The following is a 23676-nucleotide window of genomic DNA, read 5'->3' as shown; positions in this document are numbered from 1 at the left end:
ATGGAAACCCGAGCCCATCATGTGATGATCGGTCTGTTCAGCGTGATCGTCGTGGTCGGCGCCATGCTGTTTGGCCTGTGGCTGGCCAAATCCAGCGTCGACAGCGCGTTTCAAGATTACGAAGTGATCTTCAACGAGGCGGTCAGTGGCTTGTCCCAGGGCAGCGCGGTGCAGTACAGCGGGATCAAGGTCGGCGATGTCACCAGCCTGCGCCTCGACCCGAAGGACCCGCGCCGGGTGTTGGCGCGCATCCGCCTGGCCGGGCAAACGCCGATCAAGGAAGACACCCAGGCCAAGCTGGCGCTGACCGGCATCACCGGTACCTCGATCATCCAGCTCAGCGGCGGCACGCCCCAAAGCCCGGAGCTCAAGGGCAGGGACGGCGAACTGCCGCAAATCATTGCCTCGCCGTCGCCTATCGCTCGCCTGCTGAACAACAGCAATGACCTGATGACCAGCATCAACCTGCTGCTGCACAACGCCAACCACATGTTCTCCCGGGAGAACGTCGACCGCCTCAGCAACACCCTGGATAACCTGCAACAGACCACCGGCGCGATTGCCGATCAACGCGGCGATATCAAGGTGGTGATGCAGCAATTGATGCAGGTGAGCAAACAGGCCAGCGCCACCCTGGAGCAAACCACCGCATTGATGCGCAACGCCAATGGTTTGCTCAACGATCAAGGCAAGCAGGTCTTCGGCAGTGCTGAAAAGGCCATGCAGTCCCTTCAACAAAGCACGGCCACCATCGACACCTTGCTGGCTAACAACAAGGACTCCCTCAACAGCGGCATGCAGGGCCTCAACGAACTGGCGCCAGCGGTGCGCGAGCTGCGGGAAACCCTGGGTTCGTTGCGCGCCATTTCCCGCCGCCTGGAAGCCAACCCCAGCGGTTACCTGCTGGGCAGCGACAAGAACAAGGAGTTCACGCCATGAAGCGTGCTTACCAAGTGATCGTCCCCGTCGCCCTGGCATTCGTCAGTGCGTGTTCGATCTTGCCCAAGGCGGACCCTTCGGACGTGTACCGGTTGCCTTCGGCGCAGACCACCACACAAGCCAGCCCCGTGACCTGGTCACTGCGCGTGGCGAAGCCGCAGACCAGCGAATTCCTCGACAGCCCGCGGATTGCGGTGGTGCCCAATGGCGACCTGATCAGCAGCTATGCGAATTCCCGCTGGAGCGATCCGTCACCGGTGCTGTTGCGTAACCGGTTGCTGGACGGGTTCCAGCGAGATGGGCGGGTGACGTTGCTGAGTACTGATGAGACCAATCTGCAGGCGGACTTTGAGCTGGGCGGGCAGTTACAGGCGTTTCAGAGTGAGTATCGCGGCAGTGCGGTTGAGGTGGTAATTCGGTTGGATGCGCGGCTGGTGCGCGGCAGTGATCAGCGGATTATTGCCAGCAAGCGGTTTGAGGTGAGGCAGCCGGTGGGGGATACCAAGGTGCCGGCGGTGGTGGCCGGGTTTGGTCAGGCTGGGGATGTACTGAATAAACAGGTAGTGGATTGGGTGGTGGGCCAGGGCAATTCAGCACCGAGAAGATAGCCCACCAATGTAGGAGCGAGCTTGCTCGCGAAAATCGTCAACGATAACGCGGGGAACCTGATGCCCCGCGTCGTTCTCAGGCTTTTCGCGAGCAAGCTCGCTCCTACAGGGATAGCGATTTAGCCGAAGAACCAGTAGCACACCGCAATCGCCGCAACCACGCCGGCAAACTCCGCCAACAACGCACACCCCACCGCATGCCGCGCCCGCTGGATTCCCACCGAGCCAAAGTACACCGCCAACACATAAAACGTGGTCTCGGTACTGCCCTGAATCGTCGCTGCTACCAGCGCAGGGAAGCTGTCCACGCCCTGGGTCTGCATCGTCTCAATCAGCATCGCCCGCGCCGCGCTGCCGGAGAACGGCTTGACCATCGCTGTCGGTAACGCATCAACAAAGCGTGTATCCATGCCGGTCCAGGCCACCAGATGGCGAATCCCTTCCAGGCCGAAATCCAGCGCGCCGGACGCCCGCAACACGCCCACCGCGCAGAGCATCGCCACCAGGTACGGCAGCAGATTCTTGGCCACGTCGAAGCCTTCTTTGGCCCCTTCGACAAACGCCTCGTAGACCTTGACCTTGCGGAGCGCGCCAATCACCAGGAACAACATGATCAGCCCGAACAGCGTCAGGTTGCCGAGGATCGATGACAGCCCCGCCAGCGCAGTGGCTGAGAGCGTCGCCAGCAAGGCCATGAAGCCACCCAGTACCAGCGCACCCGGAATCAGATACGCAAGCACCACCGGGTCCCACAGCCGCAGGCGTTGCATCACCGCCACCGACAGCAGGCCCACCAGCGTCGAGGCGCTGGTGGCCAGCAGGATCGGCAGGAATACCAGCGTCGGGTCCGGCGCACCTTGCTGGGCGCGGTACATGAAGATGGTGACCGGCAGCAGGGTCAGGGAAGACGCGTTGAGCACCAGGAACAGGATTTGCGCGTTACTGGCGGTGTTGGGGATGGGGTTGAGCTCTTGCAGCGCCTTCATGGCCTTGAGGCCGATGGGCGTGGCCGCATTGTCGAGGCCCAGGCCGTTGGCGGCGAAGTTGAGGGTGATCAAGCCGATGGCCGGGTGGCCGGCGGGAACCTCCGGCATCAGGCGACGGAACAGTGGCCCCAGGGCCTTGGCCAGCCAATCGACGATCCCGGCTTTCTCGGCGATGCGCAGGAAGCCCAGCCACAAGGTCAGCGTGCCGAACAGCAACACCATGACCTCGACCGACAGCTTGGCCATGGCGAATATGCTTTCCACCATCGCCGCAAAGATGCCGGCGTTACCGCCAATCAGCCATTGCGCCAGCGCGGACACCATCGCCACGATAAAAAAGCCAAGCCACAGGCCATTGAGCATCAGTTGAATCCCCCGAAAGATGGGGCGAATGATAGCGGGGCTGGCAGAAACGAAAAACCCCGGAATTTTCCGGGGTTTGTGTAGGAGCCAACTCTGGCGATCAGCCGCGAGTGGTCTCGCCGGCCGGCATCACTTGCTTGGTACGCCAGTGCGGCAGGGAGTTCCAGTAACGCTCGCCCTTGGCGTCGTCGTACATGCCTTCCCAGCGGGAGATGACCAGTACGGCCAGGGCGTTGCCGATCACGTTCAGTGCAGTACGCGCCATGTCCATGATGCGGTCGACACCGGCGATGAACGCCAGGCCTTCCAGCGGAATACCTACGCTGCCCAGGGTCGCCAGCAGTACCACGAAGGACACACCCGGCACGCCGGCGATGCCTTTGGAGGTAACCATCAGGGTCAGCACCAGCATCAGTTGCTGGCCAATCGACAGGTCGATGCCATACAGCTGCGCGATAAAGATCGCCGCGATGCTCTGGTACAGGGTCGAGCCGTCGAGGTTGAACGAGTAGCCGGTCGGCACCACAAAGCTGCAGATCGCCTTCGGCGCGCCGTAGGCTTCCATCTTCTCGATCACACGCGGCAGCACGGTTTCGGAACTGGCGGTGGAGTAGGCCAGCACCAGCTCATCCTTGAAGATGCGCATCAACTTGATCACCGAGAAGCCGAACAGGCGGGCGATCAGGCCGAGGACCACAAAGGCGAAGAACAGGATGGCGACGTAAACCAGGATCACCAGCTTGGCCAGCGGCAGCAGCGAGGCGAAACCGAAGTTGGAGACGGTCACCGCGATCAGCGCAAATACACCAATCGGGGCGTATTTCATGATCATGTGGGTGACTTTGAACATGCTCTCGGAAACGCCCTGGAACATGGTTACCAGGGGCTCGCGCAGTTCAGGCTTGAGGCTCGACAAGCCGAGGCCGAACAACACCGAGAAGAAGATGATCGGCAGCATGTCGCCACGGGCTACGGCGGCGAAGATATTCGACGGGATCAGGTTGAGGATCGTCTCGATGAACGCGTGCTCGTGCTGGACCTCAGCGGCAGTGGCCGTGTATTTGGAGATGTCGACGGTACCCAGGGTACTCATGTCGATGCCGGTACCCGGATGGAACAGGTTGGCCAGCAGCAGGCCGACCACAATGGCAATGGTGGTGACTACTTCGAAGTAAAGAATGGTTTTCACGCCGATCCGACCGAGCTTTTTCGCATCCCCAACACCGGCGATTCCGACAATCAGCGACGAAATCACGATCGGGATAACGATCATCTTGATCAGGCGGATAAAGATATCGCCAGCGGGCTGCAACACGTTGCTGATCCACCAGGCCTTTTCAGCACTGAAATGGTTAAGCACCGCACCGATTGCAATCCCCAGCACCAGACCGATGAGGATCTGCCAGGCGAGGCTTAGCTTTGCCTTCTTCATGTCATTACCCTTACTTCAAGTGGACTCAGGCAGATGCGCCAGCAGCTGGAACGCTCGGAAGCGAAAAAGTGTGTGCATCTGCCCCCGTAGAAGGTCACCGCAGTTGGCCGATATGGCTCACTGGCAGGCGAAAAAAGGCGCAACTATTCCGATGCAAGGAGGCGACGTCTAATGCCGTAAACGCCTACCCTATGCCGAATCGGCATGAGTTTTTTTGAGTTTTTCTGTCTGAACGGTCAGTTCGAATGTGACATTTCGGCAGGCATAAATGCCGCGAACCGGCCATTTCAGGCTCGCGCAGGGTTTTTTGAAAATCTACGGCTTCGGCTGAAAACTGCTGAAAATTCCTACGCATACCATCGAAAAACTTGTCTGGCAGGAGACAAACTTTCTCGATAGATGGTCACGCGGAAACACCAAGAAATGGTTGAGGCGAAGCAAAAAAGGAAATTGCCGCTATGGGCGGTATGACAGAAGCGGGCGTAAGAGCCGCAAGCCCGTCGCAAGTTCCACAAACCATCGGCTTGGGAACTTGCGTCGCAGCTTTTCACCTGACCCGGCCCTTGCGCAGGCACTCCCTGTACCCGTAGGTCACGCCGATCCGAACGATCAGAGCAACCCGACCCCTTGGTCATGCACCGCCCTTGTCGGGCGCTGCAAACAGAAAGAAGCATGGCGCTTCTTTCTATGGACGATAGGCCGGCAGACGACAGCGTCGTCAGACCAAACCTAGTACCAATTCGGATCTTTCTTGAGCTGTTCCATCAACAGCTTCTGCATGCCTTCGTCGGGCTTGCCAAGAAAGCGGTAGTCGGCGTGCCGCGTTGGCGATTTATCCGCAGGCAGGCCTGCAGGAACTTCCACCAACATGGCGTACGCATCTTCCTTGTCGAAGCTGAAAGCGACGATCAGGCGCTTGTTAAGGCACGTATCTGCGGTTTCACACAGCGGCCCTACCAAGTACTTGTCACCGTCCTCTTCAACGGCATTCATTTGTTCCGCGCTGCCCGACAGGTTCATCACCCATTCCGGCAAGCGCTCTTCCTTCTTGACCACGCTCTGCCAGGTTTCGCGGTACTGCGGGTCCGCGCTCAGCAGTTCGTTGGCCCGGGACTGGCCGTCATTGGCAGCCAGCGCCAGGCCGCTGCCGCCCAACAACAGGGCGGCAGCCAGGGCTTTAAGGGACGAATTGAACATGCTTAGCCTCGGCCACGACGGCCAAAGAAGAAGGAAGCGATGAACATCACCAGGAAGACCACAAACAGAATCTTGGCGATACCCGTGGCGGTGCCCGCGATACCGCCGAAGCCCAGGACTGCAGCCACAATGGCGATGATCAGAAATGTGATTGCCCAACTCAACATGGTGATTCTCCTTACGCTTCTTTTAGGGGTAACAGCGGTGATGCTTGCGGTCGCTTGATTCAAGGACCGTGTCTTGCCTAGAACACCCAGCGTTCCTGATAAGGCAGGTCGCCGAGGGTGGAGTCTTGTTCAACCGCCGTCAGTTGCGGGGTTGTCACGTCGGCGGTGGTGCTGCCGACGGAACGGAAATGGGTCTGGGTCATCATCGGACGTTCAAAATGCGCGACTTGCTGTTGACTCTGCTGCCAATGCGCCAATTGCTGACCGCCGATCAAAGTCACCAACAGGGCCAGGCTGGCAAACAGCCCCTGTTGCAGACGCAGTGGCGATACACGCAGTTGAGTGAGGCTTTGGCGAGTCATGCTGTGTGTCTCCCGCATTCTGATCTGATTATTCGTTGGTGACGCTCGTATGAGGTGTATTGCAGCCTGCGTGCCAGTTTTTTAACAAAATAAAACTCAATAAAATCAATAAGTTAAAAAAAAAGCGCTTTGACACCACGAGCATCCTGCACGATGCCCCTATCCTTACCGTGCGAAATGCACGATGGTCACTGGTCGGATGAGGGGATAGGAAAGCAACGTTCGACTGCCGAAGTGGCTACAGGGAGATAAAAACGCCATGAATCGGCGTCTCTGTAAGAAGAAGCGCAGATAGCTGCGCGATGACGGCTTTAATCAATCAGAATAAACCATGCAACTTGCCCGATTATTCTGGGACTAAACAACATCATTCATTCTTAGTGGGAGCGCGGGACAGATGGAATCAGCCAAGGAACTTCAAGGCCGCATTCTTTTAGTGGATGACGAATCCGCGATCCTTCGCACCTTCCGTTACTGCCTGGAAGATGAAGGCTACACCGTAGCCACCGCCAACAGCGCCGCCCAAGCCGACGCCTTGCTGCAACGCCAGGTGTTTGACCTGTGCTTCCTGGACCTGCGCCTGGGCGAAGACAACGGCCTCGACGTACTGGCGCAAATGCGCGTCCAGGCGCCATGGATGCGGGTGGTGATCGTCACCGCCCATTCGGCCGTCGACACCGCCGTGGATGCGATCCAGGCCGGCGCGGCCGACTACCTGGTCAAGCCTTGCAGCCCCGACCAACTGCGCCTGGCCACCGCCAAGCAGCTGGAGGTGCGCCAACTGTCGGCGCGCCTGGAAGCCCTCGAAGGCGAAGTGCGCAAACCCAAGGACGGTCTCGACTCCCATAGCCCGGCAATGATGGTGGTGCTGGAAACGGCACGCCAGGTGGCGGGTACAGATGCCAACATCCTGATCCTCGGCGAGTCCGGCACCGGTAAAGGTGAGCTGGCCCGTGCGATACACGGTTGGAGCAAGCGGGCGAAAAAATCCTGCGTCACCATCAACTGCCCGTCGCTGACGGCGGAGCTGATGGAAAGCGAGCTGTTCGGCCATAGTCGTGGTGCGTTTACGGGCGCCAGCGAAAGCACCCTGGGCCGGGTCAACCAGGCAGATGGCGGCACGCTGTTTCTCGACGAGATCGGCGACTTTCCGCTTACCTTGCAACCCAAGTTGCTGCGCTTTATCCAGGACAAGGAATACGAGCGCGTCGGCGATCCAGTGACTCGCCGCGCCGACGTGCGAATTCTCGCCGCTACCAACCTGAACCTGGAAGACATGGTCCGCGACGGTCGTTTCCGCGAAGACCTGCTGTATCGCCTGAATGTCATCACCTTGCACCTGCCGCCCCTGCGCGAGCGCAGCGAAGACATCCTGACCCTGGCCGACCGCTTCCTGGCGCGCTTTGTGAAGGAATATGCGCGGCCGGCGCGCGGATTCAGCGATGAAGCCCGCGAGGCGCTGCTCAACTACCGCTGGCCGGGGAACATTCGCGAGCTGCGCAACGTGGTAGAGCGAGCCAGCATCATCTGCCCGCAGGAAAAGGTTGAGATCAGCCACCTCGGCATGGCCGAACAGCCGACCAACAACGCCCCGCGTATTGGTGCGGCGTTGAGCCTGGATGAACTGGAAAAGGCCCATATCGGCGCCGTACTGGCCACCAGTGACACCCTGGACCAGGCGGCACGAACCCTCGGCATTGATGCGTCAACGCTGTACCGCAAACGCAAACAATACAACCTGTGAGCTGTAGCCTATGAAGCTTGCGATGAAGCTGCGCACTCGGCTGTTCCTGAGCATTTCCGCGCTGATCACCGTTGCCCTGCTGGGATTGTTGCTGGGCCTGGTGAGTGTCATGCAAATGGCCAAGACCCAGGAATCGCTGATTCGCAGCAACTTCATCACCCTGGACCTGGGCCTCAAGCTGCGGCAGACCCTCGGCGACCAGCTGATGATCATGCTCAACGAGCAGCCAAATACCGCTGCGCTGGAAGATTCCAAGCAACGTTATTTCGCGCTGCTGCAGCAAGGCATCGAACACGAAGAAAAGGATGCGGCAACCAGCGGTTTCACCCAGGCCAAGACTGATTACCTGAGCTTTCTCGAGGCATTCGATAAAAAGGAGAATGCTCCGGCGCAGCTGCGTAACAACGACGAGTTGACGAAGCGTTTCAACATTTTGCGCAACGGCCTCATCGCCGAGCACAAGAAAGCCTTGGATAACATCAACGACACCGAACACAAGTCCCGTGAGCGCGCGCTGTTGATCGCCGGCTTGCTGGGTTTGGTCGGGCTGGCGGTGCTGATCATAGGCTTCGTCACCGCCCACGGGATCGCCCGGCGCTTTGGCGGGCCGATCGAAGCGCTGGCCAAGGCCGCCGACAAGATCGGCCAGGGCAACTTCGAAGTCACGCTGCCCATTTCGTCAGCCGCCGAGATGAACCTGCTCACCCGGCGTTTCGGCATCATGGCCGAAGCGTTGCGCCAGCATCAGGCAACCAATGTCGATGAGCTGCTCGCCGGGCAGCAACGCCTGCAGGCGGTGCTCGACAGCATCGACGACGGCCTGCTGATGATCGACCGCCAAGGTCGCCTGGAGCACCTTAACCCCGTGGCGCAGCGCCAACTGGGTTGGGACGAGAACCGCCTTGGCCAAGGCCTTGGCGAAGCACTGGGCCGCCCGGAACTGGATGAGCAACTGCACCTGGTGCTGCGCGGCGGCAACCTCGAACGCGCACCCGAAGACCTTGAGGTGGAGGTTGAGGGTGAGCTGCGCCTGCTGACGTACAGCCTGACGCCGGTTAGCCATACCCAGGGGCACATTCTGGGCGCGGTGATGGTGCTGCATGACGTTACCGAACAACGCGCCTTTGAACGGGTACGCAGTGAGTTCGTGTTGCGCGCGTCCCATGAATTACGCACGCCAGTGACGGGCATGCACATGGCATTCGGCTTGTTCCGGGAACGGGCGAAGTTTCCTGCGGAATCCCGCGAAGCGGACCTGCTGGATACGGTCAATGAGGAAATGCAGCGCCTGATGCAGTTGATCAACGACTTGCTCAACTTCTCGCGCTATCAGAATGGCTTGCAGAAACTTACCCTCGGCCCGTGCGATATCAGCGACCTGCTGGAACATGCCCGCGCGCGTTTCGCAGAGCAGGCGAACGCGCAGAACATCGAGCTGCTGGTTGAGGAGCAATCCCCGCTGCCGAGGTTGCATGCTGATCGAGCGCAGCTGGAACGGGTGCTCGACAACCTTTTAGGCAATGCCCTGCGGCACACGGCGGACGGTGGACAGATCCGCTTGCAGGCGCGTCGTCATGGCGAACGGGTGATTGTCAGCGTCGAGGACAACGGTGAAGGCATTGCCTACGGCCAGCAAGGACGAATCTTCGAACCGTTTGTGCAGGTAGGCCGCAAGAAAGGCGGCGCCGGGCTGGGCCTGGCGCTGTGCAAGGAGATCGTGCAATTGCACGGTGGCCGGATGGGGGTTTATTCACGGCCAGGGCAGGGGACGCAGTTCTATATGGCGCTGCCCCTGTAGGGTCACGCGCCAACCGTTACTGGTGATTCAACGCCCGCAGGATCGCGGCACTCTCGGCATCCGGCGTCCCGTCAAACAGCGACGCCCGGAAATGCATCTGGAACGCGGCAACCACATGCCGCGTTGCCACATCCAGCTCGCCCGTCTGCGGCGTCGGATAGCCCAGCTTCGCCAACTCTTCCTGGAACCAGGTAATGCTCGGCAGCTCGGCTGCGTACTGCACCTGGTAACGGGCAACCGCCTTGGCGTCCGGCCATATGCCCAGCCCTTCATCCGCCAGGCGCTTCCACGGGAACAATGGCCCGGGGTCCAGCTTGCGCAGCGGAGCAATGTCGCTATGGCCAATGATGTTTCGCGGGTCGATGCCGTTGCGCTTGCTGATGTCCTTGAGCAACACCACCAGCGACTGCACCTGCGCTTCGGAGTACGGGTACCAGACGCGGCCCGTCGGCAGGTCTCGATAGCCCGGGTTCACAATCTCGATCCCGATGGAGCTGGAGTTGAGCCAGGTGCGGCCCATCCACTCGCTTTCCCCGGCATGCCAGGCGCGTTGGCTTTCATCCACGAGTTTATAGATGGTGGCCGAGGCGTCATCACCGATCAGGTAATGACTGCTGACCTGGCCATGGGTCAGCAGCGCCAGGGAGCGCTCAAGGGACGCCGAGGTGTAGTGCACGATGACGAACTGAACACGATTGTCGTGGTTCACCGACGGATGGCTGGTGTCCAGGCGAGGGCCACTCGCGCAGCCGGCGAGCAGGAGAAGCAGAAAAGCGGAGCACAGAAATTTCATGGCAGCAGACAATACGCTTAAGACGATAATGCAACAGTGTAACGTACCGTTTGCTGCCGGGCGGCCAAATGCAAAGTTTTAAACAAAATGGAACATTTTCAGGCCGCCTGCACCTGATTGCGTCCGGCAGCCTTGGCACGGTAAAGCGCCTCGTCGGCACGTTTAAGAGCCAGATCACTGCGCTCACCCGGCTGAAACTGCGCCACGCCCATGGAAACCGTGATGGTCACCGGCTCGCCCTTGAAGTGAAACGGGCACGCTTCGATGGCTGCACGCAGGGTTTCACCCACGGCCAACGCATCTGACAGTGATGAGTTGGGCACCAGCAACACAAACTCTTCACCGCCAAAGCGTGCGATGAAGTCGTTGGGCCGCAGGCGTTTTCGCAGCACCGTGGCGATGATCTTCAGCACCTTGTCGCCAGCCAGATGGCCATAGCCGTCATTGATGCGCTTGAAGTGATCCAGGTCCAGCATCGCCAATGACAGGCTGTTACCACGCTGGTGCCAGGCGTTGACCTCTTGCTCCAGACGCTCGGTCCAGGCGGCACGGTTGGGCAAGCCGGTGAGCGGGTCAATCAAGGCTTTTTGGCGCTGAACCTCCAAATGCTCTCGGTAGCCCTGAGCCTCTTGCTCCATATTGGCGACGCGTTCGGCCAGGCTTTTGAGGCGTGCAGCCACTTCCTGCTCGCGCTGGTCACGCTGGTGCTGGTGTTGGTCCATGGTGCCCAACAGCCCTTCGAGATGGCTCTCCAGCACGTGCTTGAGGCTGTCCAGATCCGCGGCATCCTGGACGCTGGTTTGCAAACCATCCACCTGTTCGCGGATCTGCGTATCCAGCTCTCTGGCGGCAGAGCGACTGTCGGCGTGGCCGTCGCTGGCGACCTGCAGATGCCCCTGGAATGCCTCGAGACGCTCGTTGAGTTGCTTGAGGTAGGCTTCAAACTCGTGCTGGCCGCTGTCGGTAATCGCCAGCATCAACACCGCCAGGTCATCGAGAATCGGCAGCAGTTCGTACCAGTTCAATCCGTGGGCCAGGCGCTCACGCATTGCTTCGGCCTGGGGCCTGTGACGCTCGGGCAGCGACAGGTCTTCCAACAAGCCGAGCAGGGTGTCTTCGATGTGTTTGGCCACCGAACTGTAAGACGGCTCGGGGGTGTCGGGCAGGGCGTAGGTCTGATCCGCTTGCAGCTCGTCGGGGTTCAGCTCTGGCGACTCTTCGGACTCGTCGGACATGACCGGTGGCAAGGAAAGACTGCCGATTTCCGTCTGCTCCGGCTCACGGGCCTGAACCTCTGGCGCCTCGACCATGGCGGCAAAAGCACTCTCGAGCGCTGGCTCAACCTCCGGCTCAAGCGGTTGTTCGGGCTCCACGGGTTCGATAATCGCAGCGGGCACCTCGATGACGGGCGCTTTGGCCACGACGGCGGGTGCCACTGGCGCTGCTTCGCTGACAACCTCGACAGGCTTTATTTGCGGTACGGGCTCAGGGGACGACTCGACGGGGGCCGTGACCTTCGGCTGCGGTGCAAAAGCCCGCAGCGCCTGGGTCAGCTCCGCCGATTGCGCCGGCGCTTCAACTTCATCCACCGGCTTTGGCACAGCAGGCGCCTGAACAGCCGGGCGGGATGGCGCGGGTAGCTCGGTCTCCGGGGCGTCGGTCGCTGCATCTTTGACACCAAACAGACGTTGCAACAGGCCAGGGCTCGAACGGCTGGTTTCGCCCTCTGGTTCCAGGTTACTCAACGCCTGCCCCTGAAGGCCGCTCAACTCACTCAGCAACAGCGGGATCTCCCGCGCCTGGCCGACCCGACCATCCAGCTGTTTGGCGAACGCCTTCAGCGGGCGACTCACCTCACGCGGCAAGGGCAGCTTCTGCAACTGGGTGACCAAGGCCGTCAACGCGCTGCCGATTTGGTCAACCCGGGTTTCGCGGCGCTGCTCCGAATCCAGCACGGCCTTTTCCAGGCGCGGCAACAATGCGGCGAGGGCAGCGTCCATGTCGTCGGTGCGCACCACGTCGCGCATTTCCTTCATGCATTGGTCAACCGCACGGTCGGTGCCTTCCGCCGCCAGGGTGCTACGCACCAGCCCCCGGCGCAGCAGATCGAGACGGGCGGCCCAGCGGCGCTCGAGCTTTTCTTGTTGCTCGACGCTTTTAAGGTATTTTTCTTTCCAACGCTGGGCGTCGTCGCTCATGCAAGAGGTCCGCGAGGGCCGGGGCTCAACGCGGGCAATGCATCAGCCGTGAGCGAACCCGGCAGACGAATCTCTACCGCGACGGGCAGGTGATCGGAGATGGGCTGCGCCAGTACCTGCACACTTTCGAGTGTCAGGGTCGGGCTGAGCAGGATGTGATCAAGACAGCGTTGCGGACGCCAACTGGGAAAGGTGGCTTCGACTTGCGGCGCCAGCAACCCAAGGTCGCGCAACGGGGAATTCTGTAGCAGGTCTGTGGCATGGGTGTTCATGTCACCCATCAGCACCTGGTGTTTGTAGTTGCCAATCAGCTCACGGATGTAGGCCAACTGCATGGTGCGGGTTCGAGCCCCCAACGCGAGGTGCATCATCACCACCACCAAGGCTTCCGGCCCTTCGCCGAACCGCACGAGAATCGCCCCGCGGCCTTTTGGGCCCGGTAATGGGTGATCCTCGATCGCCCACGGCTTCAGGCGGCTGAGCACACCATTGCTGTGCTGGCCGAGTTTGCCGAGGTTGCGATTGAGTTGTTGATACCAGTAGGGAAAGGCGCCGAGCTGGGCCAGATGCTCGACCTGGTTGATGTAGCCCGAACGCAGGCTGCCACCATCGGCCTCCTGCAGGGCTACCAGGTCGAAGTCGCCCAGCAGGTCACCGATCTTCTGCAGATTACCGGCACGCCCATTGTGGGGCAGCAGGTGCTGCCAGCCACGGGTCAGGTAATGCCGGTATTTCTCGGTGCTGATACCCACCTGGATATTGAAACTGAGCAGGCGCAACCGGCTGTCTGCCGGCAGGCCTGTGGATTCCAAGTGGTGTTCGTTGACCTTCGGGTCATGCAGGCCAACGACACGTTCAGTACCCCAGCGACGCATGACAGGCCCCTTACTTGGCTGCGCGCTCTTTGGCGATCAACTGGTCAGCCACGTTCAGTGCTTCCTTTTCGCCACCGGCACTGCCGATGTCGAAACGGTATTTGCCGTCGACGATCAGGGTCGGTACGCCTTGCACGCCGTATTTCTGGGCAAGTTCCTTGGCCTGTTTGATCTGGCCCTGGATAGCGAAGGAGTTGAAGGTGGCCAGGAATTTGTCTTTATCGACACCCTGGGTGGCGACGAAGTCAGCCATTTCATCAGGCTTGGTCAGGCGCTTGCCTTGTTTCTGGATCGCGTCGAATACCGCGTTGTGGACCTTGTGCTCCACTCCCATGGCTTCCAGGGTCAGGAACAGCTGACCATGGGCATCCCATGGGCCGCCGAACATGGCAGGAATACGTTTGAAGTTCACATCCTCAGGCAGCTTCTCGACCCACGGATTGATCACCGGCTCAAAGGCGTAGCAATGCGGGCAGCCATACCAGAACAGCTCCACCACTTCGATCTTGCCCGGTACGGAAACCGGCACAGGATTGGTCAATTCGACATAGGTTTTACCGGCTTCAAGCGGCACGTCGGCTGCTTGTGCGGTCATGCCGAAAAGGCTGGCAGTGACGAGAGCGGCGCTGAGGATCAGATTACGCATGCTTTACTCCTGGACAAATAAAGTCGCCTCACGCGACCTTTGTTGTGACAGGTCTACGCGGGCATGAGTTCGTTAGTGTAACGGCACCGGCCACAAAAAAGGGCGGCCTGGGCCACCCTTTTTATGCTTGCATCGACGGATTAATCGAGCGTTAACGTAGCCGGGGCAGTTAGTGCAGGCCCTGGATGTATTGGGACACGGCTTCGATGTCCTTGTTGCTGAGTTTCCCGGCGATGCTCTGCATGATTTTGGTGTCGCCGTCGTTGGTGCGATTGCCTTCGCGGAAGTCCGTCAGCTGTTTGCCGATGTACTGCGCATGCTGCCCGCTCAAGTGCGGGAAGCCCGCAGCAGCAAGGCCTGCGCCGTTAGGCGAGTGGCAACCGATGCAGGAAGGCATGCCTTTTTCCAGGTTGCCGCCGCGGAACAATTCTTCACCGCGGGTCACCAGTTTCGCATCAGCAGCTCCCACACTGCCTTTCTGGCTGGCAAAATACGCCGCAATATCCGCCAGGTCCTGATCGCTGAGGTTGGTCAGCAAGCCGGTCATTTCCAGGACCGTACGCTTGCCGTCCTTGATGTCGTGCATCTGCTTGGCCAGGTAACGCTCACCCTGGCCGGCCAGTTTTGGAAAGTTTGGCGCCGGGCTATTACCGTCCGGTCCATGGCAAGCACCACATACGGCAGCTTTCGCCTGGCCGGCTGTGGCGTCGCCTGCGGCATGGGCAACACCGGTGATGCCCAAGGTCAACAGCAGACTCACGATCAGTTTGTTCATCAGCTAATCCAACTACGGCTAAGGGTTAAAGAGTTATGGACCGGGTTCACTCACCATCAACTGAATGACGGCATGGTAATCCTCGGTACTGCAGTCCATGCACAAACCACGCGGCGGCATCGCCTTGAAACCCTGGGTCACATGTTGCACCAGCGTGTCCATACCTTGAGCCAGTCTTGGCTTCCAGGCTGCCTGGTCACCCCGTTTCGGGGCGTTGGGCAACTGTCCGGCATGGCAGGCCCCGCAAACGCGGTTGTACACAGCCTCCGGATCCTGTGTAGCCTGAGCACTGTAAAGTGGCATCAAGACACCGACGGCTAGCAGCCACTTGGTCATACATCGACCTTTTCAGGGTTTGAGAGCGTTTTGCGTTCTAATGCGCAATAAAGGTCTATCGCTCCCGTGAACTTCATCCTTCGCTGGGACAAAGCACACACAAAATCTGCGGCATTATATACTGGCGCTACTGAAACGGAAACGACACCGCTTGCCGCACCCATTCCCGGCACCGCCCACATCGGAAAACTCATGCAACTCAAGAATCCCATCCTCGGCCTGTGCCAACAGTCCACCTTCATGCTCAGCGCCGCCAAAGTCGACCAATGCCCCGATGACGAAGGCTTCGAAGTCGCATTCGCCGGCCGTTCCAACGCCGGTAAATCCAGCGCGCTGAACACCCTGACCCACGCCAGCCTGGCCCGCACCTCGAAAACCCCGGGGCGCACACAGCTCCTCAACTTCTTCAAGCTAGACGATGATCGGCGTCTGGTCGACCTTCCGGGCTACGGTTACGCAAAAGTACCTATCCCGCTGAAGCTGCACTGGCAGCGTCACCTGGAAGCCTATCTGGGTGGCCGGGAGAGTTTGAAGGGTCTGATTCTGATGATGGACATCCGTCATCCAATGACCGACTTCGACCTGTTGATGCTCGATTGGGCCGTCGCCAGCGGCATGCCGATGCATGTCCTGCTGACCAAGGCCGACAAATTGACCTACGGCGCAGCGAAAAACACCCTGCTCAAAGTGCAGGCAGAAATCCGTAAAGGTTGGGGCGATGCGGTGACTATCCAGCTGTTCTCGGCGCCAAAACGCATGGGCCTGGAAGATGCCTACACAGTACTGGCAGGCTGGATGGAACTGGCTGACAAGGGTTCGGAAGCTGCCGAGTAAAAACTCGGGGCAAAAAAAACCCCGGACTTCGTATGGGGAGGGGAAGTTCGGGGTCCAAATTCCGGACCGCTAGGGCGGGGTCCAGATATCTGCCAACACTTAACACAACATAGGAGCATTGAAGGGCTTCACCACCCATTCAGTAACTCTGAGTAGCAATTCACGGGTTAAGTTCCGGCACGCTCAAAAAACTATTGGAAATAACTCGCCGCGTTTTCCGATCTAAAGCGCTGCCGCGGCATGACGCCGCGGCCCAGGCCCGTGCTTAGTGCGCCTCGTCCCAGTTGTCGCCCAAGCCGACGTCCACCACCAGCGGCACATCCAGCTTCGCCGCATCGCTCATGTGCTCACGAATCTTCGCGCTGACTTCAGCCACCAGATCCTCACGCACTTCCAGCACCAATTCATCGTGCACCTGAAGGATGACCTTGGCGTCCAGGCCCGAGGCCGTCAGCCAGTTGTCGACCTTGACCATGGCCTTCTTGATGATATCGGCTGCGGTACCCTGCATCGGCGCGTTGATCGCCGTACGCTCGGCGCCAGCACGCTCCTGAGGCTTGTTGGAGTTGATCTCAGGCAAGTACAGGCGGCGCCCGAACAGGGTTTCCACGTAGCCCTGATCAGCCGCCTGGGCACGGGTGCGGTCCATGTACTCGCGAACCCCCGGGTAGCGGGCGAAATACACATCGATGTAAGCCTTGGCGGTCTTGGTGTCGACACCGATGTCCTTGCCGAGCTTCTGGGCACCCATGCCGTAGATCAGGCCAAAGTTGATCGCCTTGGCACTGCGACGCTGATTGGACGTGACCTCAGCCAACTCAACCTTGAACACCTCGGCCGCCGTGGCGGTGTGCACGTCCAGGTCGTCGCGGAACGCATTCAGCAACCCTTCGTCCTTGGACAAATGCGCCATGATGCGCAGCTCGATCTGCGAATAGTCCGCCGCCAGCAGTTTGTAGCCTTTCGGTGCGACAAACGCCTGGCGAATCCGCCGGCCTTCGGCGGTACGCACCGGAATGTTCTGCAGGTTTGGATCGCTGGAAGACAGACGCCCGGTAGCCGCGACGGCCTGGTGATAGGACGTGTGAACCCGCCCGGTGCGTGGGTTGATCTGCTCCGGCAGGCGGTCGGTGTAAGTGCTTTTCAGCTTGCTCATGCTGCGGTACTGCATCAGCACCTTCGGCAGCGGATAGTCGTCTTCAGCCAATTTGGCCAAGACTTCCTCGGCCGTCGAGGCCTGGCCCTTGCCGGTCTTCTTCAACACCGGCAGCCCGAGCTTCTCGTAGAGGATCGCGCCCAACTGCTTGGGCGAACCCAGGTTGAATTCCTCGCCTGCGATCTCGTAGGCCTGGCGCTCCAGGTCGACCATCTTGTTGCCCAGCTCGATACTCTGGATACCCAGCAAGGCGGCATCCACCAGGGCGCCCTGGCGTTCAATGCGCGCCAGCACCGGCACCAGCGGCATCTCGATGTCGGACACGACGCTGGCCAAGGTAGGAATGGCCGACAGTTGCTTATGCAGTTCCTGGTGCAGGCGCAGGGTTACATCAGCGTCTTCCGCCGCGTAAGGCCCGGCTTGCTCCAAGGCAATCTGGTCAAAGGTCAGCTGCTTGGCGCCTTTGCCGGCGATGTCCTGGAAGCTGACGGTGTCGTAGTCCAGGTACTTCTTCGCCAGGCTGTCCATGTCGTGGCGGGTCGCGACGGAGTTCAGCACGTAGGATTCAAGCATGGTGTCGAAGGCGATGCCGCGCACGGTGATACCGTGTGCCGGGTCGCCACCGATGGCGCAGTTGGCCAGGATGTTCATGTCGAACTTGGCGTGCTGGCCGACCTTGAGTTTTTCCGGGTCTTCGAGCAACGGCTTCAGGGCCAGCAGCACAGTGTCGCGATCCAGCTGTTCCGGCGCGCCTATATAGGAATGGGTCAGCGGAATGTAGGCCGCTTCATGGGCCTGTACGGCAAACGACACCCCCACCAGTTGCGCTTTCTGGGCGTCGATCCCGGTGGTTTCGGTATCAAAGGCGAACAGCTTGGCGTCGTTGAGCTTCTTCAGCCAGGCATCAAACTGAGCCTGGGTGAGGATGGTTTCGTATACGGGCTCCACGGAAGCGGGCGCGATCGTCTCAACCGTTTCTTCTGCAACAGAGACCGATGGAGCTGCACTCAACTCGACACGCTTGGCATCGCGCTGAATCTCGTCAATCCAGCTCTTGAACTCCAGCAGCGTGTACAGCTCCAGCAGCTTCTCGCGATCCGGCTCGATCAGGTGCAAGTCGTCCAGGCCCACATCCAGCGGGACGTCGATCTTGATCGTCGCCAACTCGTAGGACAGGAACGCACTCGCCTTATGCTCTTCGAGTTTGGCGACCAGCGTCTTGGCACCACGAATCGGCAAGGTCGGCACGATATCGAGCTGCTCGTAGAGCTCTTTCAAACCGCCGTTCACGCCTACCAGCAAGCCGGACGCTGTCTTCGGACCAATGCCGGGAACGCCCGGGATGTTGTCGGACGAATCGCCCATCAACGCCAGGTAATCGATGATCTGCTCGGGAGCGACACCGAATTTCTCCTTCACGCCCTCAACGTCCATGGCGCTACCGGTCATGGTGTTGACCAAGGTAATGTGCCCGTCCACCAGTTGCGCCATGTCCTTGTCACCGGTGGAAATCACCACCGGCCGGTCGGCGGCCGCGCTGCTGCGGGCGAGGGTGCCGATCACGTCGTCCGCTTCAACGCCTTCGACGCACAGCAGCGGGAAGCCTAGGGCGATCACGCTCTGGTGCAGCGGCTCGATCTGCACGCGCATGTCATCGGGCATGCTCGCGCGGTTGGCCTTGTATTCGGCGTACAGCTCATCGCGAAATGTCCCGCCCTTGGCGTCGAACACTACCGCGAACGGGCTGTTCGGGTATTGCCTGCGCAGGCTTTTGAGCATGTTCAACACGCCCTTGACCGCGCCGGTAGGCAGGCCTTTGGAAGTGGTGAGCGGCGGCAGCGCGTGAAAGGCGCGGTACAGGTAAGAAGAACCGTCCACCAGGACGAGGGGGGCTTGGCTCATGAGCAGGATCAACCTTTTCGGCGGGTCAGGCGCTAGAATAGCCGGACCAATGACGACAAAGGGACAAGGTTATCATGCGTACAGTAAATCGCCTGTTGTTGACCGGCTTGATTGCACTCACTCCGATGGTGGCCATGGCGGCAGATTCTGCCCCTACAGGCGACCCGGAAGTCACCATTCGCACGGAAGGCGACAAGACCATCCAGGAATACCGCCAAAATGGCTTCCTGTACGCAATCAAGGTGACTCAGAAAGGCTTTCCGCCTTACTTCCTGGTGCGCGCCGACGGAACCGATGCGAACTTCATCCGCTCTGACCAGCCGGATATGCTGATCCCGTCATGGAAGATCTTCGAATGGAAATGATTTCTTAACTTTAATCGGCGCTGCTCCCCGCAGCGCCCGTAACGGCAGTTTTAACCATGTCTGTGTTCACCCCCCTGGCTCGGCCCGAGCTGGAAACCTTTCTTGCCCCTTATGGGCTCGGCCGCCTGCTTGATTTCCAGGGGATTGCCGCTGGTAGTGAAAACACCAATTTCTTTATCAGCCTGGAACAGGGCGAATTTGTCCTGACCCTGGTTGAACGTGGCCCGGTGCAGGAAATGCCGTTCTTCATCGAACTGCTGGACGTGCTCCACGACGCCGACCTGCCAGTGCCTTACGCCCTGCGTACCACCGACGGCGTGGCCTTGCGCACGCTTGCCGGCAAACCGGCGCTGCTGCAACCGCGCCTGGCGGGCAAGCACATCAAGGACGCCAACGCCCAGCATTGCGTGCAAGTGGGCGAATTGCTCGGTCACCTGCACTTGGCCACCCAAGGCGACAAGGTACTGGAACGCAAGACCGATCGCGGGCTGGACTGGATGCTCAGCGAAGGCGCGCAACTGATTTCGCACCTCGACACAGAACAACAGCGCCTGCTGCAAGCCGCGCTGGATGAGATCGAGGCGCATAAGGCGCAGATCCTCGCGCTGCCCCGGGCGAATATCCACGCCGACCTGTTTCGCGACAATGCGATGTTCGAAGGCACGCACCTGACCGGGCTGATCGACTTCTACAATGCCTGCTCCGGCCCGATGCTGTATGACGTGGCGATCGCCCTGAATGACTGGTGCTCGGACGCCGACGGCGTGATCGACGGCCAACGGGCGCGGGCATTGTTGGGGGCTTATGCGGGCTTGCGACCGTTTACCGCCAAGGAAGCGGAGCTGTGGCCGACCATGTTGCGCGTGGCCTGTGTGCGGTTCTGGCTGTCACGCCTGATTGCGGCGGAATCGTTCGCCGGGCAGGACGTGCTGATTCACGACCCGCGGGAGTTTCAAGTGCGCCTGGCGCAACGCCAGCAGGTCAAGACCCCGCTGCCGTTTGCGTTGTAAAGGTCGTACGCGGCCAGAAATGTGGGAGCGGGCTTGCTCGCGAATGCGGTGGATCAGTCAGCGCATCTGGTGACTGAAACTCCGCATTCGCGAGCAAGCCGCTCCCACATTGGTTATGCGGCGTCTGTCAGAGCGACTCCAGGCACCCTGCCAAGTCATTCCCCAGCTTCTCCAGCACCTGCTCATACCCCTGAGCCGTCGCGGGCGTGTAGCCGCCCAACGCATCCAGTTCCGCCAGCTTCACCGGCAAACCCGCCACCAAGGTTTCCGCCAAACGCGGGCGCAACGGCGGCTCGCTGAACACACACGTCTTGCCCACTTCCTGCAAACGCGTGCGCATCGCCGCCACATGCTGGGCGCCCGGCTGCACTTCTGCGGCCACGCTGAACACACCCGTGTGCTTGAGGCCGTAGGCATCTTCGAAGTAGTCGAATGCCTCATGGAATACGAAATACGGCTTGCCGGCGACATCCGCCATACGTGCTTTCAAGCGCGCATCCAAGGCGTCCATACGGCCATCAAAGGCCTTCACGTTGCTCTGATAACGCTCTGCGTTGGCCGGGTCGGCAGCGCTGAGGTCCGCTGCCATGCGGTTGGCGATCACTCGGGCGTTGACCGTCGACAACCATAGATGCGCATCCAGGCTGCCCGGACGATGATCGTGATCATGTTCGTCGGCATCTTCGGCATGGGAGTGGCTGTCTTCGGTGAACCGGCGCAGCTTCATACCCGCAAGGTCCTGCACGGCTACCGTCGGCAAGGTACGGCCTTTCAGGACTCGCGGCAGAAAGGTTTCCATGTCCGGGCCAATCCAATACAGCAGGTCTACCGACTGCACGCGCCGTACGTCGGATGGACGCAGCGCATAGTTATGCGGCGACGCGCCCGGAGGCAGTAATACCTCGGGAACCGCCACGCCGTCCTGCACGGCAGCGGCAATCAGCTGTAACGGTTTGATGCTGGTCAGCACCCGAACCTCCGCCTGAGCGGCAGCGGCAAGCAGCAAACTGGTGACAAATACGACAAAAACGGGAAAAAGTCTGGACACGATGACCACTCAAGGAGGCAGGAACAGGTAACATAATAACGTCTCTCACAAATATCTGTCGCCGCTCATGCCTATAACACCGCTTGCCAGCCGTCCCCATGACCACTCTCACTGCGTGCACACCGCGCTGTCAGAGGCCGACGCACTGTGCGCGCGCCAAGGCCTGCGCCTGACCGCCCTGCGTCGCAGGGTGCTGGAGCTGGTGTGGCAAAGCCATAAGCCGCTGGGTGCCTACGACATCCTCGGCGTGCTCAGCGAGCAGGACGGCCGCCGCGCCGCGCCGCCCACGGTGTACCGTGCGCTGGACTTCCTGCTGGACAACGGCCTGGTGCACCGCATCTCGTCGCTGAACGCCTTTGTCGGCTGCAACCACCCGGAGCACGCGCACCAGGGCCAGTTCCTGATTTGCCGCGAATGCCACGCCGCCATCGAGCTTGAGCAAAAAAGCATCAGCGACAGCATCATCAAGAGCGCCGGCGACGTCGGCTTTAAGGTCGAAGGGCAAACCGTCGAAGTGGTCGGTGTGTGCTCGGGCTGCCAGGGGGCTTGATGAGCACTGCGTTAATCCGCCTGGAACAGGTCGGGGTCACGTTCGCCGGGCAAAACGTGCTGGATAACATTGCGCTGAGCGTCGAGCCGGGGCAGATCGTCACGCTGATCGGCCCCAACGGCGCCGGCAAGACCACTCTGGTGCGCGCCGTGCTCGGCCTGCTCAAGCCCGACAGCGGCAGCGTGTGGCGCAAGCCGAAGCTGCGGGTTGGCTACATGCCGCAGAAGCTGCATGTGGACCCGACCTTGCCCCTGTCGGTGCTGCGCTTTCTGCGCCTGGTGCCCGGTGTTGACCGTGCCCGCGCGCAGTCCGCGCTCAAGGAAGTCGGCGCCGAACAGGTGATCGACAGCCCGGTGCAAAGCATCTCCGGCGGCGAAATGCAGCGTGTGCTACTCGCCCGCGCCCTGTTGCGCGAGCCGGAATTGCTGGTACTCGATGAACCCGTGCAGGGTGTCGACGTGGCCGGCCAGGCCGAGTTGTACAGCCTGATCACCCGCCTGCGGGACCGCCATGGCTGCGGCGTGCTGATGGTCTCCCACGACCTGCACCTGGTGATGAGCACCACCGACCAGGTGGTGTGCCTCAATCGCCACGTGTGCTGCTCCGGCCACCCGGAACAAGTCAGCGGCGATCCGGCTTTCGTCGAGCTGTTCGGCAAGAACGCCCAGAGCCTGGCGATTTATCACCACCATCACGACCACGCCCATGACCTGCATGGCGCCGTAGTTGATGACCCCGCCGCACCCCACACCCACGTTCATGGAGATAGCTGCAAGCATGGCTGATTTTCTGCTCTACGCCCTGCTGGCAGGCTTGGCTTTGGCGCTGGTGGCGGGTCCACTGGGCTCTTTCGTGGTCTGGCGGCGCATGGCCTATTTTGGCGACACGCTGTCCCACGCCGCGCTGCTGGGCGTGGCCATGGGCTTTCTGCTGGATGTGAGCCCGACCATTGCCGTCACCGTCGGCTGCCTGCTGCTGGCCGTACTGCTGGTGACCCTGCAACAGCGCCAGCCGCTGGCTTCCGATACGTTGTTGGGCATCCTGGCGCCAAGCACGCTGTCCCTGGGCCTGGTAGTTCTGAGCTTCATGCATGAAGTGCGCATCGACCTGATGGCCTATCTGTTCGGCGACCTGCTGGCAATCAGCCCCACCGACCTGGCCTGGATTCTCGGCGGCAGCGCGGCAGTGCTCGTGTTGCTGGTGACGCTGTGGCGCCCGCTGCTGGCGATCACCGTCCACGAAGAACTGGCCACTGTCGAAGGCTTGCCCGTGGCGGCGCTGCGCATGACCCTGATGTTGCTGATCGCCGTGGTGATTGCTGTCGCGATGAAGATTGTCGGCGTATTGTTGATCACATCACTGCTGATCATCCCGGCGGCAGCGGCCCAGCGTCATGCCCGCTCGCCGGAGCAAATGGCGGTCGGCGCCAGCCTGTTGGGGATGCTTGCGGTGTGTGGTGGCCTGGCGCTGTCATGGTTCAAGGACACCCCGGCCGGCCCGTCGATTGTGGTCACGGCGGCCGCCCTGTTTCTGCTGAGTTTTGTCCTGCCCCGTCGTGGGGTGTAGACTTGCTCGCTTTTTGCGCAATTAGA

Annotated in this window: 23 protein-coding genes; 10 read left to right on the top strand and 13 right to left on the bottom strand. The window is 60.5% G+C overall.

What is annotated here, in order from left to right; genetic code table 11:
* Positions 1-939, top strand: a complete 939-nt coding sequence (locus ACA046_RS00485) for an MlaD family protein (protein WP_459025055.1) — start codon at positions 1-3, stop codon at positions 937-939.
* Entirely contained in the window at positions 936-1547 is a 612-nt protein-coding gene (locus ACA046_RS00480; protein ID WP_459025053.1) for an ABC-type transport auxiliary lipoprotein family protein, read from the top strand. Before ACA046_RS00485 ends, ACA046_RS00480 begins: the two co-directional genes overlap by 4 nt.
* Positions 1548-1666: 119 nt before the next feature.
* On the opposite strand, the gene ACA046_RS00475 is transcribed toward ACA046_RS00480, so the two are convergent.
* The 5 genes from ACA046_RS00475 to ACA046_RS00455 form a co-directional block, all read right to left on the bottom strand.
* Complete coding sequence (locus ACA046_RS00475; protein ID WP_167664657.1) at positions 1667-2896, bottom strand: nucleoside recognition domain-containing protein; 1230 nt, start codon at positions 2894-2896, stop codon at positions 1667-1669.
* Positions 2897-2996: 100 nt separating this feature from the next.
* A complete protein-coding gene (gene gltP, locus ACA046_RS00470) occupies positions 2997-4328 on the bottom strand; it encodes a glutamate/aspartate:proton symporter GltP (protein ID WP_497675680.1) in 1332 nt (443 codons plus the stop codon).
* 729 nt (positions 4329-5057) lie between these two features.
* Positions 5058-5525, bottom strand: a complete 468-nt coding sequence (locus ACA046_RS00465; RefSeq protein WP_076013331.1) for an inhibitor of vertebrate lysozyme family protein — start codon at positions 5523-5525, stop codon at positions 5058-5060.
* A 2-nt stretch (positions 5526-5527) separates the two neighbouring features.
* Positions 5528-5692 (bottom strand): DUF1328 domain-containing protein, encoded by a 165-nt coding sequence (locus tag ACA046_RS00460; RefSeq protein ID WP_003170804.1) that lies wholly within the window; start codon positions 5690-5692, stop codon positions 5528-5530.
* A gap of 77 nt (positions 5693-5769) precedes the next feature.
* Positions 5770-6054, bottom strand: coding sequence for a hypothetical protein (locus ACA046_RS00455; RefSeq protein WP_318304555.1), 285 nt, complete (start codon positions 6052-6054; stop codon positions 5770-5772).
* Between the two features lie 397 nt (positions 6055-6451).
* On the opposite strand from ACA046_RS00455, the gene algB reads away from it, so the two are divergent.
* Positions 6452-7798 (top strand): sigma-54-dependent response regulator transcription factor AlgB, encoded by a 1347-nt coding sequence (gene algB, locus ACA046_RS00450; protein ID WP_076013329.1) that lies wholly within the window; start codon positions 6452-6454, stop codon positions 7796-7798.
* A gap of 10 nt (positions 7799-7808) precedes the next feature.
* The gene (locus ACA046_RS00445) at positions 7809-9596 is read left to right on the top strand and encodes a KinB sensor domain-containing domain (protein ID WP_318304556.1); all 1788 of its coding nucleotides are present in this window, start codon (positions 7809-7811) and stop codon (positions 9594-9596) included.
* A 16-nt stretch (positions 9597-9612) separates the two neighbouring features.
* Here ACA046_RS00445 and ACA046_RS00440 read toward each other — a convergent pair whose 3' ends face one another.
* The 6 genes from ACA046_RS00440 to ACA046_RS00415 form a co-directional block, all read right to left on the bottom strand.
* Positions 9613-10389 (bottom strand): N-acetylmuramoyl-L-alanine amidase, encoded by a 777-nt coding sequence (locus tag ACA046_RS00440; protein WP_459025047.1) that lies wholly within the window; start codon positions 10387-10389, stop codon positions 9613-9615.
* A gap of 98 nt (positions 10390-10487) precedes the next feature.
* The gene (locus tag ACA046_RS00435) at positions 10488-12587 is read right to left on the bottom strand and encodes a GGDEF domain-containing protein (RefSeq protein WP_497675679.1); all 2100 of its coding nucleotides are present in this window, start codon (positions 12585-12587) and stop codon (positions 10488-10490) included.
* Entirely contained in the window at positions 12584-13462 is an 879-nt protein-coding gene (locus tag ACA046_RS00430) for an endonuclease/exonuclease/phosphatase family protein (RefSeq protein WP_177043548.1), read from the bottom strand. Before ACA046_RS00430 ends, ACA046_RS00435 begins: the two co-directional genes overlap by 4 nt.
* 10 nt (positions 13463-13472) lie before the next feature.
* A complete protein-coding gene (dsbA, locus tag ACA046_RS00425) occupies positions 13473-14108 on the bottom strand; it encodes a thiol:disulfide interchange protein DsbA (RefSeq protein ID WP_421525460.1) in 636 nt (211 codons plus the stop codon).
* Between the two features lie 169 nt (positions 14109-14277).
* Positions 14278-14883: a c-type cytochrome gene (locus ACA046_RS00420; protein ID WP_497675678.1), complete on the bottom strand. Its 606-nt coding sequence runs from the start codon at positions 14881-14883 to the stop codon at positions 14278-14280.
* A gap of 33 nt (positions 14884-14916) precedes the next feature.
* The gene (locus tag ACA046_RS00415; protein ID WP_421525462.1) at positions 14917-15219 is read right to left on the bottom strand and encodes a c-type cytochrome; all 303 of its coding nucleotides are present in this window, start codon (positions 15217-15219) and stop codon (positions 14917-14919) included.
* A 192-nt stretch (positions 15220-15411) separates the two neighbouring features.
* Here ACA046_RS00415 and yihA point away from each other — a divergent pair, with 192 nt between their 5' ends.
* Positions 15412-16053: a ribosome biogenesis GTP-binding protein YihA/YsxC gene (gene yihA / locus ACA046_RS00410; RefSeq protein WP_003214811.1), complete on the top strand. Its 642-nt coding sequence runs from the start codon at positions 15412-15414 to the stop codon at positions 16051-16053.
* 265 nt (positions 16054-16318) lie between these two features.
* Here yihA and polA read toward each other — a convergent pair whose 3' ends face one another.
* A complete protein-coding gene (gene polA / locus ACA046_RS00405; RefSeq protein ID WP_497675677.1) occupies positions 16319-19111 on the bottom strand; it encodes a DNA polymerase I in 2793 nt (930 codons plus the stop codon).
* A 74-nt stretch (positions 19112-19185) separates the two neighbouring features.
* Between polA and ACA046_RS00400 the strand changes: the two genes are divergently transcribed.
* Positions 19186-19476 (top strand): DUF2782 domain-containing protein, encoded by a 291-nt coding sequence (locus tag ACA046_RS00400; protein WP_459025039.1) that lies wholly within the window; start codon positions 19186-19188, stop codon positions 19474-19476.
* A gap of 56 nt (positions 19477-19532) precedes the next feature.
* Positions 19533-20486, top strand: coding sequence for a homoserine kinase (locus ACA046_RS00395; protein WP_076013322.1), 954 nt, complete (start codon positions 19533-19535; stop codon positions 20484-20486).
* A gap of 127 nt (positions 20487-20613) precedes the next feature.
* On the opposite strand, the gene ACA046_RS00390 is transcribed toward ACA046_RS00395, so the two are convergent.
* The gene (locus tag ACA046_RS00390) at positions 20614-21543 is read right to left on the bottom strand and encodes a zinc ABC transporter substrate-binding protein (RefSeq protein ID WP_459025037.1); all 930 of its coding nucleotides are present in this window, start codon (positions 21541-21543) and stop codon (positions 20614-20616) included.
* A 58-nt stretch (positions 21544-21601) separates the two neighbouring features.
* Here ACA046_RS00390 and ACA046_RS00385 point away from each other — a divergent pair, with 58 nt between their 5' ends.
* The 3 genes from ACA046_RS00385 to znuB are packed head-to-tail and all read left to right on the top strand — an operon-like array spanning position 21602 to position 23650.
* Positions 21602-22084 (top strand): Fur family transcriptional regulator, encoded by a 483-nt coding sequence (locus ACA046_RS00385; RefSeq protein WP_459025035.1) that lies wholly within the window; start codon positions 21602-21604, stop codon positions 22082-22084.
* A complete protein-coding gene (gene znuC, locus ACA046_RS00380) occupies positions 22084-22869 on the top strand; it encodes a zinc ABC transporter ATP-binding protein ZnuC (RefSeq protein WP_459025033.1) in 786 nt (261 codons plus the stop codon). Before ACA046_RS00385 ends, znuC begins: the two co-directional genes overlap by 1 nt.
* Entirely contained in the window at positions 22862-23650 is a 789-nt protein-coding gene (znuB, locus tag ACA046_RS00375; protein ID WP_010168631.1) for a zinc ABC transporter permease subunit ZnuB, read from the top strand. Before znuC ends, znuB begins: the two co-directional genes overlap by 8 nt.
* Positions 23651-23676: the final 26 nt, after the last annotated feature.

It is taken from the genome of Pseudomonas sp. LBUM1641 (assembly GCF_059716235.1).
Note: the sequence above shows the minus strand (reverse complement) of the source record. Positions and strands in the feature narration are given on the sequence as shown.